The 15,668-nt window shown below is 70.3% G+C and carries 11 protein-coding genes and 1 pseudogene; 8 read left to right on the forward strand and 4 right to left on the reverse strand.

All coding sequences use genetic code 11. From position 1 onward, the window contains the following. Both J1C73_RS12065 and J1C73_RS12070 read right to left on the reverse strand, forming a co-directional pair. Positions 1-659, reverse strand: a pseudogene (locus J1C73_RS12065) (hypothetical protein); the annotation flags it as partial. Between the two features lie 76 nt (positions 660-735). Beyond that, the gene (locus J1C73_RS12070) at positions 736-2,562 is read right to left on the reverse strand and encodes a glycoside hydrolase family 35 protein (RefSeq protein ID WP_207316364.1); all 1,827 of its coding nucleotides are present in this window, start codon (positions 2,560-2,562) and stop codon (positions 736-738) included. A gap of 220 nt (positions 2,563-2,782) precedes the next feature. On the opposite strand from J1C73_RS12070, the gene J1C73_RS12075 reads away from it, so the two are divergent. After that, the gene (locus J1C73_RS12075; protein ID WP_207316365.1) at positions 2,783-3,661 is read left to right on the forward strand and encodes a helix-turn-helix domain-containing protein; all 879 of its coding nucleotides are present in this window, start codon (positions 2,783-2,785) and stop codon (positions 3,659-3,661) included. Between the two features lie 35 nt (positions 3,662-3,696). Further along, positions 3,697-4,032 (forward strand): chorismate mutase, encoded by a 336-nt coding sequence (locus tag J1C73_RS12080; protein ID WP_123469428.1) that lies wholly within the window; start codon positions 3,697-3,699, stop codon positions 4,030-4,032. A gap of 31 nt (positions 4,033-4,063) precedes the next feature. Here the strand turns inward: J1C73_RS12080 and J1C73_RS34745 are convergent, their stop codons facing one another. Then, complete coding sequence (locus J1C73_RS34745; protein WP_242644052.1) at positions 4,064-4,372, reverse strand: hypothetical protein; 309 nt, start codon at positions 4,370-4,372, stop codon at positions 4,064-4,066. Between the two features lie 49 nt (positions 4,373-4,421). Between J1C73_RS34745 and J1C73_RS12090 the strand changes: the two genes are divergently transcribed. The 6 genes from J1C73_RS12090 to pepN all read left to right on the forward strand — a co-directional run bounded on the left by J1C73_RS12090 (position 4,422) and on the right by pepN (position 14,611). Continuing rightward, positions 4,422-6,941: a sensor histidine kinase gene (locus tag J1C73_RS12090; RefSeq protein ID WP_207316366.1), complete on the forward strand. Its 2,520-nt coding sequence runs from the start codon at positions 4,422-4,424 to the stop codon at positions 6,939-6,941. 256 nt (positions 6,942-7,197) lie between these two features. Beyond that, complete coding sequence (gene kdpF / locus J1C73_RS12095; protein WP_242644054.1) at positions 7,198-7,281, forward strand: K(+)-transporting ATPase subunit F; 84 nt, start codon at positions 7,198-7,200, stop codon at positions 7,279-7,281. A 12-nt stretch (positions 7,282-7,293) separates the two neighbouring features. After that, positions 7,294-8,958 (forward strand): potassium-transporting ATPase subunit KdpA, encoded by a 1,665-nt coding sequence (gene kdpA, locus J1C73_RS12100; RefSeq protein WP_207316368.1) that lies wholly within the window; start codon positions 7,294-7,296, stop codon positions 8,956-8,958. Then, entirely contained in the window at positions 8,958-11,087 is a 2,130-nt protein-coding gene (gene kdpB, locus J1C73_RS12105) for a potassium-transporting ATPase subunit KdpB (RefSeq protein ID WP_207316369.1), read from the forward strand. Before kdpA ends, kdpB begins: the two co-directional genes overlap by 1 nt. 34 nt (positions 11,088-11,121) lie before the next feature. Continuing rightward, positions 11,122-11,751 carry a potassium-transporting ATPase subunit KdpC gene (gene kdpC / locus J1C73_RS12110; RefSeq protein WP_307797670.1) on the forward strand — a complete coding sequence of 210 codons (630 nt, stop codon included), beginning with the start codon at positions 11,122-11,124 and terminating at the stop codon, positions 11,749-11,751. Between the two features lie 307 nt (positions 11,752-12,058). Next, complete coding sequence (gene pepN, locus J1C73_RS12115) at positions 12,059-14,611, forward strand: aminopeptidase N (RefSeq protein ID WP_207316370.1); 2,553 nt, start codon at positions 12,059-12,061, stop codon at positions 14,609-14,611. 78 nt (positions 14,612-14,689) lie between these two features. On the opposite strand, the gene alc is transcribed toward pepN, so the two are convergent. After that, positions 14,690-15,668 (reverse strand): allantoicase (alc, locus tag J1C73_RS12120; protein ID WP_207316371.1); only part of this gene is annotated, 979 nt, incomplete at its 5' end.

Below are 15,668 nucleotides of genomic sequence, written 5' to 3' on the forward strand. Positions count from 1 at the left end.
ACACGGCGTACACGAAGGGCCTGTGCCCGGCCCTTCGTGTACGCCGTGTAGGCCTGTGGGCTGGTGAACCACGGCGAGGGGTCCTCGTCGAAGGCGAGTGCCCGCTTGGCCAGTACGTACCCGAACTCCTCAGGGGTGAGGTAGCCGAGCTTCTGGCTGGAGGTGGCGTCCTCCCGGAACGCGTCCAGCAGCAGCCAGCCCGCCCCCAGGTAGGCGGCCGCGGTGTCGGTGAGGATCTCGTTGTCGCGGGTGCCCGGGAACTGGAGGCCGAGCCGGTGCAGCAGCACGTGCATGACCTCGTGCGACAGCGCGGCGCCGATGTCCCTGCGGTGGGTGCGGAACCGGTCGTTGAGCTCGATGAAGTACTCCGGCCCGGCCGCGAGTTCGACGCTTCCCGCATGTTCCATCGCCCGGAACGCGACGACCATGCGGGCGTCCGGCAGACGCAGGTGCTGCACCATCGCCCGCGCCACGCGCTGCGCGCCGAGATACAGATCGTCCGAGTCGGCGAAGGCGGCGTCGGCGGGGAGGAGGCTCGGCGCGAAACGGTGGACACCGTCGTACGACAGCCGCCGGTACAGCGCGGTGATCGCCGACCGGACGGTGGCGAGGTGCGGGAAGCCGTGCACCACCGGGCTGCCGTGGGGGCTGTCGCTCACGCCCTCACCCCCGTCCGCGCCGCTCGGCTGTGCCCACTGTAACCGGGGCGGCACCGAGCGGCCCGGGTCGCGGTCCTCAGGGGCGGGCATCCTCCGGGGTGCCGGCACCGGCAGCGGTGTCCGTCCGGACGGGCAGCCCCGGTCCCAGCTCCGCGTAGGGCGCGCCCGCGTCCTCCACCTCCAGCACCCATACCTCGTTGACGCCGTCCCGCAGGACCGGCCCCGGTACGTACAGCGTCCGCTGCGGGCCCGCCGACCAGTACCGCCCGAGGCAGAACCCGTTCACCCAGACGAACCCGCGCGTCCAGCCCGGCAGTTCAAGACCCGCGTGCCCGGTGCCGTCCGTGTCCGCGAGCTCGAAGGACCCCCGGTACAGGCCGCTGCGCCCGGACCCGTCGACCGGGACGAACGGGACGCCGGCCACCGCCGCCGCGTCCTCGAACGCGTCGAGCCGCAGCGCCCGCGCCCGTACGCCGTGCAGGAACTGGCGCTCGTGCAGCACACCCCCGGTGATCCCCTTGGGCTCGCCGAGGCGCGGCCCGTAGTTGACCCGGCCCAGCGACTCCACCCACAGCTCGACCTCGGCGGGCCCGGCCACCGGCTCGTCGAGGGTGCCGTCCTCCTCGCTCAGGACGCCCCTGCGGACACCGTCCACGTACACCACCGCCCGGTCCCTCAGGCCCGACACCCCCAGGGTGTACGGCTGTCGGGGACCCGGGACGCAGACCCGGTAGCGCACCAGGCCGCGGTCGACGCCGAGCTCCTCGAACGTGGGAGGAACACCGGACTCCGGCCGCTCCTCGTCGCCGAGTGCCTCCATGACGTCCTGCAGCGGCGCCCAGCCGGTCAGCGCGGCCCGCAGCGGGGCGGCGAGTCCGGCGGGCTCGTCGGGCAGTTCGGGCAGCGGTCCGTCCGCGTACTCGGCGAGGACCTTCCGCAGCAGCCAGAACTTCTCCGTGGGCCGCCCGTACTCGTCGACCGGCGCGTCGTAGTCGTACGACGTCACCGTCGGCAGGAGCTCCTGGTCCTGGAGCGGGCCCGAGCGGTTGGCGCCCGCCCAGCCGCCGAAGTTCGTCCCGCCGTGCGCCATGTAGATGTTGACCGACGCCCCGCACTCCAGGATCTCCCGCAGCGCCTCGGCGGCCTGGGCCGGATCGCGTACGACCGGCGGCGCGCCCCAGTGCTCGAACCAGCCGCACCAGAACTCCATGCACATCAGCGGGCCCGCGTCCCGGTGACGCCGGAGCACCCGGAACGCCTCGCGCGCCCCCGAGCCGAAGTTCGCCGTGGCGAGCAGACCGGGCACCGAGCCGCCCGTGAGCATGTGGTCCTCCGGCCCGTCGGAGGTGAACAGCGGGACGCTCACGCCGTACTCGACGAGCATCGCGGCCACCTGCCGCAGATAGACCTGATCGGTGCCGTAACTGCCGTACTCGTTCTCCGCCTGGACCATGATCACCGGGCCGCCGCGGTCGATCTGCCGCTCCACGACCTGGGGCAGCAGCTCGGCGAACCAACGTCGCACCGCGCCCAGATAGCCGGCGTCGCGGGTCCGCACCCGGCGCCCGAACCCTCCGGTCACCCAGACCGGCAGACCACCGTTCTCCCACTCCGCGCAGATGTACGGACCCGGGCGGACGATCGCCCACAGGCCGGCCCGCTGGGCCGCGTCCAGGAAGCGGCCCAGCGCCGCCACGTCGTGGAACCTGCCCGGCTGCGGTTCGTGCAGATTCCACGGCACGTACGTCTCGACACAGTTCAGGCCCATCGCCCGCAGCATCGACAGCCGGTGGTCCCACTGCGCCTCGTGCACCCGGAAGTAGTGCAGGGCGCCCGACAGCAGCCGTACGGGCCGCCCGTCGAGCCGGAAGTGGTCGTCGTCGCCCACCGTGAAGTCAGCCATCGTGCTCGTTCTCTCCTGTGCGGGCGGTCCCGGAGTGCCGTGCTCCGCGACCGGTACGGCCGGAATGCGGCACGTGTGACGGAGCGGGCTGACCCGGGAGGAATGTCGCGACCCAGCCTCACCCCCTGGCGTGCGGCCGGTCCATGGACAAAGATCATTGCTGTTTGGACGCAGCACATCGCTGTCGGCGCACGACGCGAGAACCGGGGAGCGAAAGCCGATGTACCACACCTGGATGCGCTTCTTCACCCCGAGCCCGCTCCACCACCGCCTCGGCCTGGTCTGCCTCGGGGTGGGCCTCCAGCACGGCGCGCTGCCCACCGTCGGGCCCCGCACCCTGGACCACCACGTGGCCGTGGTCATCAACTCGGGCAGCGGCTGGTTCGCCGGGCCGGACGGGCGGCGGATGCCGATCACCGGGCCCAGCCTGATCTGGCTGACCCCGGGCACCCCGCACCACTACGGCGCCGACCCGGCCACCGGCTGGGACGAGAGCTTCGTCGACTTCACCGGCCCCGCCACCACCACGTACACCGAGCTCGGCTACATCGAGCCGGACCGCCCGCTGGTCCCGCTCTCCGACACGGCGGCGCCGCGGGCCGCCATCGGCCGGATGGTGCGGGCGGCGCGGCGCGGGAACCCGCTGCTGGAGGTGGAGACCGGTGCGGCCGTCCATGAGCTGCTCGTCGCGCTGCGCCGGGCCCGCGCCGATGTCAGCCCCGACGGCGACCCGGTGCTCCAGGCCATGACGCGGGACGCGTTCCAGCCGCTCTCCGTCGCCGAGCACGCCGCCCGGCACGGCATGACACCCGCCGAACTGCGCACGGCCGTCCGGCGCGGTGCGGGCTGCAGCCCCAAGGACTACCTCCTCGGCATCCGGCTCGGCCGTGCCAAGGAGCTCCTCGCCACCAGCGATCTGCCGGTCGCGGCCGTCGCCCGCCGCGTCGGGTACGACGATCCGGCGTACTTCTCCCGCCTGTTCGCCCGCCGCGTCGGCACCGCCCCGGTCCGCTTCCGCGAGCAGCAGGGGCGCAGTGTGCCGGGCGGCTGGAGCGACCGGGTGCCGGACCCCGACCACCCGCCCACGATCACTTCGTAGTCCGCTCCGCCGGACAGGCCCTAAGCTCGACGACCATGACCACGAGCGACATCGACGATTCCGTAGGCACCGAGCTGAACCGGCTGCGCGAGAGCATCGACAACATCGACGCGGCAGTTGTCCACATGCTCGCCGAGCGCTTCAAGTGCACCCAGCAGGTGGGCCACCTCAAGGCCGCCCACCAGCTCCCCCCGGCCGACCCGGCGCGCGAGGGCCGCCAGATCGCCCGGCTGCGCCAACTCGCCGAGAGCGCCCACCTGGACCCGGCGTTCGCCGAGAAGCTGCTGAACTTCATCGTGGCCGAGGTCATCCGCCACCACGAACGCATCGCCGACGAATCGGCGAACGGAACGGCCGGCACGAGGGCCTGAGCGGCGCCGGGTCCGCCCCGGTCGTCGCCGCTCAGGGCGCGATCTCCCCCAGCGGGCGGTCCGCCGTCTCCCCGGCCAGGGTCCCCGCCACCGCCGCGCCCACCACGGCCAACGTCCCCAGCATCACGAACACCGCCGCGAGGCTGCCTCCCGCCGCGCGGACGACGCCGGCCAGGATCGGGCCGAGGCCAATGAACTGCTCAGCGGTGATCCGGACCCGGCGTTGGACCCATGGTCCGCTGGTCGTCCAGGCGTTGCGGGCCCGGCGCCGACAACCGCCGAACATCTCCGCCGCCATCGCAGGTGTCGTCGAGTGGAACGGCTCTGACGGGCGCACCATGGAAGGGCGCGAACACGACATGGGGGGTGACCTGGGCAGGAGTCCGCCAGTGGCACGTGGACGGTTGCGGATCTACCTCGGGGCCGCCCCCGGGGTCGGGAAGACGTACGCCATGCTTGCCGAGGGGCAGCGGTTGCGTGCGCGGGGCACGGATGTGGTCGTCGGCTTCGTCGAGCCGCACGGGCGTCGGCCGACCGCGGCCATGGCCGACGGTCTGGAGGCGACAGCCCGCCGTACGCTGAGCCACCGCGGTGCGCTCTTCACCGAGATGGATCTCGACGCGGTGCTGGCCCGCCGTCCCCAGGTCGCGCTGGTCGACGAGCTGGCCCACTCCAACGTTCCGGGGGCCCGCAACGCCAAGCGGTGGCAGGACGTGGAGGAGCTCCTGGACGCCGGCGTCGATGTCGTCACCACGCTCAATGTCCAGCACCTGGAGTCCCTCAACGACGTGGTACGGCAAATCACGGGGGTCACCCAGCAGGAGACCCTGCCCGACGAGGTGGCCCGCCGGGCCGACCAGATCGAACTGGTCGACCTGCCACCGGAGGTGCTCCGCCGCCGCCTGGTCCATGGCGACATCTATGCCCCGGACCGCATCGAGTCCGCCCTCACTCACTACTTCCGGGTCGGTAACCTCACCGCCCTGCGCGAAATCGCCTTGCTGTGGCTGGCCGACCGGGTGGAGGAAGGGCTGCAGCGCTACCGCGCGGAACATGGCATCGTCGCTCCCTGGGAGACCCGGGAGCGCATCCTGGTGTCCCTGAGCGGCGGGCCGGAGGGCGAGACAGTGATCCGCCGTGCCGCGCGGATCAGCGCTCGTACCCCCGGCACCGAGTTGCTGGCCCTCCACGTGGTCCGGGAGGACGGACTCGCCGACGTCGACCCGGCAGTACTGGACGCCCAGCGCACTCTTGTGGAGTCGCTCGGCGGCAGCTACCACCAGACCACCGGCGAGGACGTTGCCGATGCCCTGCTCCAGTTCGCCGAGGCGGAGAACGTCACCCAGATCGTGCTGGGCGCGAGCCGGCACGGTCGCCTCGCCTCCCTCCTGAGAGCAGGTGTGGGAGAGCGGACGATCAAGGGGTCCGGCCCCATCGACGTGCACATCGTCACCCATGGGGAGGCGGCAGGGGCTGCTGCGTCGAGGCTTCCGCATCCGAGCCGTGGCACGGGCCCGAGACGGTACTGGGCTGCGCTGGTCGGGGCCGTGGTGCTGCTGCCTGTACTGACGCTCCTGCTGACCGCGGTGCGTGGCCACCTCGGCCTCTCCAGCGACCTGGTGATCTATCTGCTCGCCGTCGTCGTGGTCGCCCTGGTCGGAGGGCTCTGCCCCGCGTTGCTCGCCGCAATCGCCGCGGCACTGCTCGCCGACTACTACTTCACCGCACCGGTGCACTCGCTGGCCATCGAGCGCCCGGACGCGATTGCCGCGCTCGTGGTGTTCCTTGCCACGGCCGCTCTCGTCGGCACGGCAGCGGGAACGGCTGCTCAGCGTACGCACCAGGCGGTACGCGCGACATCTGAGGCGAGAGCGCTGAGCCGTCTGGCCGCCGCCATGATGCGTGGCCAGGACCTGACGGCACTGGTGGAGCAGATCCGGGAGAACTTCGGTCTCCGTGCGATCAGCCTGCTCGAAAGGGACCCGGAAGCATCTCCCGTGCCCCGCTGGTACGTGGTCGCCAGCGCCGGGGAGCGGCCACCGGAAAAGCCCTACGAGGCGGATGTGGAAAGCCCCGTCGACGACAATCTCACGCTGGCCGCGCGCGGCTCAGGACTGAGTACGCAGGACCAACGCGTCCTCGCTGCGTGCGCCGCCGAACTGGGGCTGGCACATGCGCGAGGGCGGATCGCCGGGTGTTCCGGTGGCACGGACACCTTCGCTGACGCCGAACGTACCCGGGCATCCCTGCTTCTCGCGGCAGGACGCGATCTGCGTGCCCCGCTGCACACGGCCGAAGAAGCACTCGTGCGCCTGCGGAGTCGACGCGCCGGCGGGACTGTCCCGGAGGAGGCGCAGTTGTTGGAAGCTGCCCGTGCGGCGGTGCACCGTGCGGCGCAACTGGTCACTGATCTCGACGATGTGAGCCGTCTGCACGCCGGGGCACTCGATCTCTACCTCCGCCCGGTCGATCTCAACGAGATGCTGGGCGCCGCCTTGGACGACCTCGGGCCCGGCGGTCACTCGATCATTCTGCGCCTGCCGGAACAGCTGCCCGACGTGATCGCCGACGCCGCTCTCCTCACCCGTGCGCTGACCGCTTTGGGGGCCGACGCATTGCGTCACAGCCCGTCGGACCGGCCCCCCGTCGTCACCGCCGAGGTCCAGGTCGGCCGGGTGATGATTCGGGTGGAGGACGGCACGCCCGACCGGGGCCCGGAACCGGGCCCCGGGGCTTCCCGGGCTCCGGGGCCCAGGGCCGGCAGCCTGGCCGTACGGCTGTCACGCGACTTGGCCGAGGCCATGGACGGGACCCTGGAGACGGCCGCTGAGAGCCCCGGTTTCTCGGTGATGCTCACTCTTCCGAGCTCCGCGCCCGGCGGCAGCGGGACATCCGGCCGCAACGAGTGAATCCACGTACGTCACCGTCATCCCATCGGCGTACAGGGTGGCAGGGCAATCCTGATGCCAACTGATATAGCGTCATAAATGAATTGATCTCGTTTCCGGATCAACTCCATATGCCAGTCGGGAGGGCCCGAAAAGCCCCGTCCCTCATGACTTTGCGGGGTGCTTCGCGGGTGTCGGACATCGCGTACATCGGCCTCACGGCAGTGGTGTTCGCCCTCATCGGCCTGGCCGCCAAGGGGGTCGGACGCCTGTGAACATGGAAAACATCGTCGGCCTGATCGTTGCCGCCTGCCTCGTGATCTACCTGGTCATCTGCCTGATCTTCCCAGAGAAGTTCTAGGAGAGAGCCCGGATGAACGACACCCTCGCGGGCTGGCTCCAGGTACTTGCCCTGGTGGTCGCGCTAGGTCTCTCATTTCGCCCGATGGGCTGCTACATGGCCCGCGTCCTGACCGCTGATCACCATGGGCGGGCTGAACGCTTGGTTTACCGGGCAGGCGGAGTGAACGGCGACGCCGACCAGAAGTGGTCGGTCTACCTGCGGAGCATCCTGGCCTTCTCAGCCGTATCGGTACTGTTCCTGTACGCATTCCTGCGCCTGCAGAACCATCTCCTGCTGTCCCTGGGAATGAAGCCGATTGCCACGGACCAGTCGTTCAACACCGCGGCATCCTTCGTCACCAATACCAACTGGCAGTCGTATTCGGGTGAGTCGACGATGGGGCATCTGGTCCAGATGGCGGGCCTCGCGGTGCAGAACTTCGTCTCCGCAGCCGTGGGGATTGCCGTCGTCGCCGCGCTGATCCGGGGCTTCAACCGGAAGAAGACCGATCGCGTCGGGAATTTCTGGGTGGACCTGACACGGATTGTGCTTCGCGTTCTGCTGCCAGTGGCTTTCGTCTTCGCGATCGTTCTGGTGGCTGCCGGTACCGTTCAGAATTTCCACGGAGTCCACGACATCACCACCATCGCGGGCGGGCACCAGGGCCTGACCGGAGGCCCCGTCGCCTCCCAGGAGTCCATCAAGGAACTGGGCACCAACGGCGGTGGTTTCTACAACGCGAACTCCGCGCACCCCTTCGAGAACCCCAACGCCTTCACCAACCTGATCGAGATCTACCTCATGCTGGTCATCGCGTTCTCGCTCCCGCGGACTTTCGGGACGATGGTCGGCGACCACCGCCAGGGATACGCCATCGTCGCCGTGATGGCATTGATCTGGGGCGCGTCGGTCGCCATCGTCACCGCCAACGAGCTGCACAGCGTCAGCAGCACCGCCGGTCACGCGGCCGGCGGAATGATGGAGGGCAAGGAGACGCGGTACGGGATCTGGGCCTCGGCCCTGTTCGCCGTGTCCACCACCCTCACGTCGTGCGGAGCGGTCAACTCCTCCCACGACTCGTACACGCCGGGCGGCGGCGGAATGACGATCTTCAACATGATGCTGGGGGAGATCGCGCCCGGCGGCGCCGGGTCCGGGCTCTACGGGATCCTGATCCTGGCGATCGTCGCGGTCTTCGTCGCCGGACTGATGGTCGGCCGGACACCCGAGTACCTGGGCAAGAAACTCCGGGGCCGGGAGATGAAGTTCGCCTCGCTCTACATCCTGACCACGCCCGCGGTCGCACTGGTGGGGGCGGGGCTGGCGATGGCGCTCCCGGGGGAGAGGGCGGCCATGCTCAATTCCGGTCCGCACGGCTTCTCCGAGGTCTTGTACGCCTTCGCGTCGGCTGCGAACAACAACGGCTCGGCGTTCGCAGGGCTGAGCGTGAACACCGTCTGGTACAACACCACACTTGGTGTGGTCATGCTCGTCGGCCGGTTCCTGCCCATGGTGTTCGTCCTGGCGCTCGCCGGCTCGCTCGCAGAGCAACAACCTGTTCCCGTCACCGCGGGCACCCTGCCCACTCACCGGCCGCAGTTCGTCGGGCTGTTGACCGCAGTGATCCTCATCGTTGTCGGTCTGACCTACTTCCCCGCGCTCGCGCTCGGACCCCTGGCGGAGGGCCTGCACTGATGTCCACGACCGCCGCTCCCGCTCCCACCCCGCCCGGTGCCGGGCGTCAGCAGCACCGGGTCCCGGGCGGACTGCTCGATCCCCGGCAGCTTCTGACGTCCTTCCCCGACGCCCTGCGCAAGCTGGATCCGCGGGCGATGGTCCGCAACCCCGTCATGTTCGTGGTGGAGGTCGGGGCGGTGCTGACCACGCTGTCGGCCATCCGGGCGCCCAGCGTCTTCGCCTGGGTGATCACGGGATGGCTCTGGCTGACATCCGTCTTCGCCAACCTCGCCGAAGCAGTGGCCGAGGGACGCGGCAAGGCCCAGGCGGAGACTCTCCGCCGGGCCAGGACGACGACGACGGCTCGCCGTCTCACGGGCTGGCGGCCAGGCGCGACCGACGCCGCGGAGCAGGAGGTTCCGGGCGCCGCTCTCCGTCTGGGTGATCACGTCGTCGTCGAGGCCGGGCAGACCATCCCCGGCGACGGAGATGTGGTCGAGGGCATCGCGAGCGTCGACGAATCGGCCATCACGGGCGAGTCGGCGCCGGTGATCCGCGAATCGGGTGGCGACCGGTCGGCGGTCACGGGCGGTACCAAAGTGCTCTCGGACCGGATCGTCGTGAAGATCACCTCGAAGCCGGGGGAGACCTTCATCGACCGGATGATCGCACTCGTGGAGGGGGCCGCGCGGCAGAAGACGCCGAACGAGATCGCGCTCAACATCCTGCTGGCATCCCTCACGATCATCTTCCTGATCACGGTGGCGACCCTGCAGCCCTTCGCCGTCTTCGCCGGGGCGGAGCAGACCATCGTCGTCCTCGTCTCCCTCGTGGTGGCCCTCATCCCCACGACGATCGGTGCACTGCTCTCGGCGATCGGCATCGCAGGCATGGACCGGCTCGTGCAGCGCAACGTGCTGGCGATGTCCGGGCGTGCGGTGGAGGCCGCGGGCGACGTGAACACCCTCCTGCTCGACAAGACCGGCACCATCACCCTCGGCAACCGCCAGGCCGCCGAGTTCCTGCCGGTGGGCGGGGTGAGTATCGAGGAACTCGCGGATGCCTCGCAGCTGTCGTCAATCGCCGACGAGACACCCGAGGGCCGCTCGATCGTCGTCCTCGCCAAGCGGCGGTACGCGCTACGCGGCCGCAGCGAGGGAGAACTGGCCCAGGCACGGTTCGTACCCTTCACCGCTCAGAGCCGGATGAGCGGAGTCGATCTCAACGGTCCTCAGGAGAAGCTGTCTTTGCGCAAGGGAGCGGCGACGGCAGTGATGCGCTGGGTCCGTGACAACGGCGGCCAACCCACGGCAGAGGTCGGCGGCATCGTCGACGGCATCTCCGCGAGCGGCGGCACCCCGCTGGTCGTCGGCGAAGTGACCCGGCACGGCGACGCGCCCGGCGCCCGGATCCTCGGCGTCATCCACCTCAAGGACGTCGTCAAGGCAGGCATGCGCGAGCGCTTCGACGAACTGCGCCGCATGGGCATCAAGACCGTCATGATCACTGGCGACAACCCGCTGACCGCGCGCGCCATCGCCGAGGAGGCGGGGGTCGACGACTTCCTCGCCGAGGCCACGCCCGAGGACAAGATGGCCCTCATCAAGCGCGAGCAGGCGGGCGGCAAACTCGTCGCGATGACCGGCGACGGCACGAACGACGCCCCGGCGCTCGCCCAGGCGGATGTCGGCGTGGCCATGAACACCGGCACCTCGGCCGCCAAGGAGGCCGGGAACATGGTGGACCTGGACTCCGACCCGACCAAGCTGATCGAGATCGTCGAGATCGGCAAGCAGCTCCTGATCACCCGTGGTGCGCTGACGACGTTCTCCATCGCCAACGATGTCGCGAAGTACTTCGCGATCATCCCGGCCATGTTCGCGGTGGTCTACCCGGGCCTGGACAAGCTCAACATCATGCGACTGCACAGCCCGACCTCGGCGATCGCCTCCGCGATCGTCTTCAACGCACTGATCATCATCGCTCTGATCCCGCTGGCGCTGCGCGGCGTGCGCTACCGGCCGTCCTCCGCAGCGACACTGCTCAGCCGCAACATCTGGATGTACGGGCTCGGCGGGCTGGTACTGCCCTTCGTCAGCATCAAGCTGCTCGATCTCCTCATCCAGTTCATCCCCGGCCTGCGCTGACAGACGTCCGACGAGAGAAGAAGGCGATCCCAGGGTGTGCGCCCACCTTCCCCCCGTACTCCAGCACCATCTGACCGCCTTGCGGATGCTGCTGGCCCTCACCGTGATCACCGGCATCGCCTATCCGCTGCTCGTCACCGGCATCTCCCAGGCCGGTCTCTCCGACCGGGCCAACGGCTCCCTGCTGACGACGAACGGCACGCCGGTGGCCTCCAGCCTGATCGGCCAGAACTTCTCCCTGCCGAAGAAGAATCCCCAGGACGAGAAGGAGACACTGCGCCCCGACCCCAAGTGGTTCCAGCCCCGCCCGTCCGCCGGCGGCTACGACCCCACGATCTCCGGTGCCTCGAATCTGGGCCCGAACAACACCGACCTGATCAAGACCGTCAAGGACCGCCGCGCCGCCGTCGCCGCCTTCGACGGGGTCCAGCCCGCGTCCGTCCCCGCGGACGCCGTCACCGCCAGCGGCTCGGGTCTCGACCCGGCGATCTCCCCGGCGTACGCCTACGAACAGGTGGACCGCGTCGCGAAGGCCCGCCATCTCGCCCCCGCCAAGGTCAAGACACTGGTTGCCCGACACGTCCAGGGACGCGTACTCGGATTTCTGGGTCAGGAACGCGTCAATGTCGTCGAACTCAACCACGGTCTGGCCAGGCTGACGTGACCAGAACGTGGGGGTACCGATGTGAGGGCGGTCGAGGCGAGGACACACACCGGCGAGGGGCGTGACGCGGACGCGGGGGCCGTCCCCGACCGCGCAGCCCGACGAGCGACCTGACGTCGCACGAGCACCGGACTCGTGCCCGTCCGCACCACGGCCCGCTGATCACCCGCCGGCCAAACCGCCGGGACAGCACGCCCCGGCCTCAATTCCCCCAAGGCCGTAAGCCCTCGAAGGACCGGTCACGAACCCGCTCAGCCCGCCGCGAACCCGCCTGCACAGCGCGCACCGCATACGGCAGCATGGGCCCATGTCCGTACTGATGCGCGATGAAGCGCAGACCCGAGCCCAGTTCCTCGACGTACAGCGGTACACGATCGACCTCGATCTGACCGCGGGGGAGGAGACCTTCGACTCCCGCACCCTCATCCGGTTCACCGCCCTCGCGGACGGCGACACCTTCGTCGAGATCAAGCCCGCCACCCTGCGCTCGATCAGCCTCGACGGGCACCCACTCGACCCCGCGGACCTCGACGGCAACCGGTTCCCGCTCACCTCCCTGACCAGCGGCGAACACGAACTCCGCATCGACGCCGCCATGCGCTACTCCCGCACCGGCGAAGGCATGCACCGCTTCACCGACCCCACCGACAACGAGACCTACGTCTACACCCAGCTCTTCATGGAGGACGTCCAGCGCGTCTTCGCCGCGTTCGACCAGCCCGACCTCAAATCCGTCTTCGCCCTCACCGTCACCGCCCCCGAAGGCTGGACCGTCCTCGGCAACGGCACCGCCCAGCACACCGGGGACGGCCGCTGGACCATCGCCCCCACACCGCCGATCTCCACCTACCTCGTTGCCGTCGCCGCCGGCCCCTGGCACTCCGTGACCACCGAACACGCCGGACTGCCCTTCGGCATCCACTGCCGCCGCTCCCTCGCCCCCCACCTCGACACCGACGCCGAGGAGATCCTCGACATCACCCGCGCCTGCTTCGACCGGTTCCAGGAGAAGTTCGACGAGCCCTACCCCTTCGACTCCTACGACCAGGCCTTCGTCCCCGAATTCAACGCGGGCGCCATGGAGAACCCCGGCCTCGTCACCTTCCGCGACGAATTCATCTACCGCTCCGCCGTCACCGACACCGAGCGCCAGGTCCGCGGCATGGTCATCGCCCACGAGCTGGCCCACATGTGGTTCGGCGACCTCGTCACCATGGAATGGTGGAACGACCTGTGGCTGAACGAGTCGTTCGCCACCTACACCTCGATCGCCTGCCTGGCGTACGCCGAGGGCTCGGCGTGGCCGCACTCCTGGACCACGTTCGCCAACACCATGAAGACCTGGGCGTACCGGCAGGACCAGCTGCCCTCGACGCACCCGATCATGGCCGACATCCGTGACCTGGACGACGTCCTGGTCAACTTCGACGGCATCACGTACGCCAAGGGCGCCTCGGTCCTGAAGCAGCTGGTGGCGTACGTCGGCATGGACGAGTTCTTCAAGGGCGTCCAGGCCTACTTCAAGGCACACGCCTTCGGCAACACCCAGCTGTCGGACCTGCTGGGCGCGCTGGAGGAGACCTCCGGCCGCGATCTGAGGACCTGGTCGAAGGCGTGGCTGGAGACGGCCGGCATCAACATCCTGCGCCCGGAGATCGAGACGGACGGCGACGGCCGTGTCACCTCGTTCACCGTGCTCCAGGAGGCGCCCGCCCTGCCCGCCGGGGCGAAGGGCGAGCCGACGCTGCGCCCGCACCGGATCGCCATCGGCTGCTACGAGCTCGACGCGGCCGGGAAGCTGGTCCGTACGGACCGGATCGAGCTGGACGTCGACGGCGAGCGCACCACCGTGCCGTTCCCGGCCGGCGCCGCCCGTCCCGCCGTGGTCCTGCTCAACGACGACGACCTGTCGTACGCGAAGGTCCGGCTCGACGAGGAGTCGCTGCGGGTCGTCACGGAGCACCTGGGCGACTTCGCCGAGTCGCTCCCGCGCGCCCTGTGCTGGGCCTCCGCCTGGGACATGACCCGGGACGGCGAGCTGGCCACGCGGGACTACCTGTCGCTCGTCCTGTCCGGTGTCGGCAAGGAGTCGGACATCGGCGTCGTCCAGTCGCTGCACCGCCAGGTGAAGATGGCGCTGGACCTGTACTCGGCGCCCCAGTGGCGTGAGGCGGGGCTGACCCAGTGGACCGAGGCGACGCTCGCGCACCTGCGCGCGGCGGAGCCGGGCAGCGACCACCAGCTGGCCTGGGCCCGTGCCTTCGCGGCCACGGCCCGCAACCCCCAGCAGCTCGATCTGCTCCAGTCGCTGCTCGACGGCACCGAGGCGATCGAGGGCCTGGCCGTGGACACCGAGCTGCGCTGGGCCTTCGTCCAGCGGCTCGCCGCGACGGGGCTGCTGGACGAGGACGAGATCGCCGCCGAGTACGAGCGCGACCGGACGGCGGCGGGCGAGCGCCACGCGGCGTCCGCCCGTGCGGCGCGTCCCTCCCAGGAGGCGAAGGCGGAGGCGTGGGCCTCGGTCGTCGAGTCCGACAAGCTGCCGAACTCCCTCCAGGAGGCGGTCATCGACGGCTTCGTCCAGACCGACCAGCACGAGCTGCTGGCTCCGTACACGGAGAAGTTCTTCACCGCGGTGAAGGACGTCTGGGACTCGCGCAGCCACGAGATGGCCCAGCAGGTCGCCATCGGTCTGTACCCGGCGCTCCAGGTCTCGCAGGAGACCCTGGACGCCACGGACGCCTGGCTGGCCTCGGCCGAGCCGAGCGCGGCCCTGCGCCGGCTGATGTCGGAGTCCCGTTCGGGTGTGGAGCGGGCGCTGAGGGCCCGTGCGGCGGACGCGGCGGCAACGACCGCGTAGCCCTCTTGGAAACCGCCCGGCGGGCAGGCGCAGCAGCGCAGCCGTCCGCCGGGCGGGAGCGGGGGGTGCCGGGCGGAACTACGCGCCCGACTCCTCGTAGCGGGCGGCCAGTGCGGCCGCGCCGGACTCCGTCAGTGAGCCGTGCAGGCGCATCCGCGCCACACCGCCGTCGGGGAAGGCGTCCAGGCGGACGTGGGTGACCACGGCCTGGGCGCGGAGCGGGAAGCGGTGCGCGGTGTCGGGCTGGAGCCTGGTGCGGGGGACGATCTCGAACCACTCGCCCGTCTCGCCGTTGCGGCCCTGGAGGGCGATCCAGCCGGCCGCGTTCCCCTTGAGGTAGGCCGTGTCGATCTCGACCGCGCGGACCGCGCCTTGGGCGGGCAGCCGGAAGCGCACCCAGTCGTTGGTGTCACGGACGCGGCGGCGGCGGTTCTCCCAGCCGTCGTCCATCTTGCGGGAGGTGCCGAGCAGGATGATCTGGGTCGGCGAGGAGTAGAAGCGGTCGGAGGCGTCCTCGTAGCTGCCGCCGTTCAGGACCGAGAGCAGGTCGAACGTGCCGAGTGCCGCGAGCCAGGCCGGGTCGGGGACCACCTCGCCGTGCACCCGGAGGCGGGCGATGCCGCCGTCGGGGTGCTGGCAGAGGCGCAGGTGGGTGTAGCGGCGGCCGCCGGTGATCTCGAAGCCGTTGGCGGCGTGGCCGCGTACGGGGGTCGGCGGGACGATCTCGTCCCACTTGACGTCGTCGGCGAGGAGCGCTTCGGGGCCGGGCGAGCCCTGCACCGATGCCGCCTGGACCGAGACGCGCTGCGGGTAGTTGCCGCGGAAGTGGGCGGTGTCGACGACGAGGCCGCGGATGATGCCGGGGGCGCCGAGGCGGATCAGCGCCCAGTCGTGCTCGTCGGGGGCCGGGAAGGGATGGGCGGCGTCCGCGCCGCGGCGGCGGCGGGTCTCCCAGCCGTCCATGATCTTGCCCTTGTGGCCGAAGTGCTCCGGGTCGAAGACCGCACGCTCCCTGACCAGGAGGTTCTCGCGCTGGGCGAAGAACTCGTCGTTGGCG

It is taken from the genome of Streptomyces laculatispora (genome assembly GCF_017353455.1).
GTDB lineage: Bacteria > Actinomycetota > Actinomycetes > Streptomycetales > Streptomycetaceae > Streptomyces > Streptomyces laculatispora.

Coding starts and splice junctions, on each gene's coding strand:
- kdpB (WP_207316369.1), top strand. CDS start 8,958: ATGTCCACGACCGCCGCTCCCGCTCCCACCCCGCCCGGTGCCGGGCGT.
- J1C73_RS34745 (WP_242644052.1), bottom strand. CDS start 4,372: ATGGTGCGCCCGTCAGAGCCGTTCCACTCGACGACACCTGCGATGGCG.
- kdpA (WP_207316368.1), top strand. CDS start 7,294: ATGAACGACACCCTCGCGGGCTGGCTCCAGGTACTTGCCCTGGTGGTC.
- J1C73_RS12075 (WP_207316365.1), top strand. CDS start 2,783: ATGTACCACACCTGGATGCGCTTCTTCACCCCGAGCCCGCTCCACCAC.
- pepN (WP_207316370.1), top strand. CDS start 12,059: ATGTCCGTACTGATGCGCGATGAAGCGCAGACCCGAGCCCAGTTCCTC.
- J1C73_RS12070 (WP_207316364.1), bottom strand. CDS start 2,562: ATGGCTGACTTCACGGTGGGCGACGACGACCACTTCCGGCTCGACGGG.
- J1C73_RS12080 (WP_123469428.1), top strand. CDS start 3,697: ATGACCACGAGCGACATCGACGATTCCGTAGGCACCGAGCTGAACCGG.
- kdpF (WP_242644054.1), top strand. CDS start 7,198: ATGGAAAACATCGTCGGCCTGATCGTTGCCGCCTGCCTCGTGATCTAC.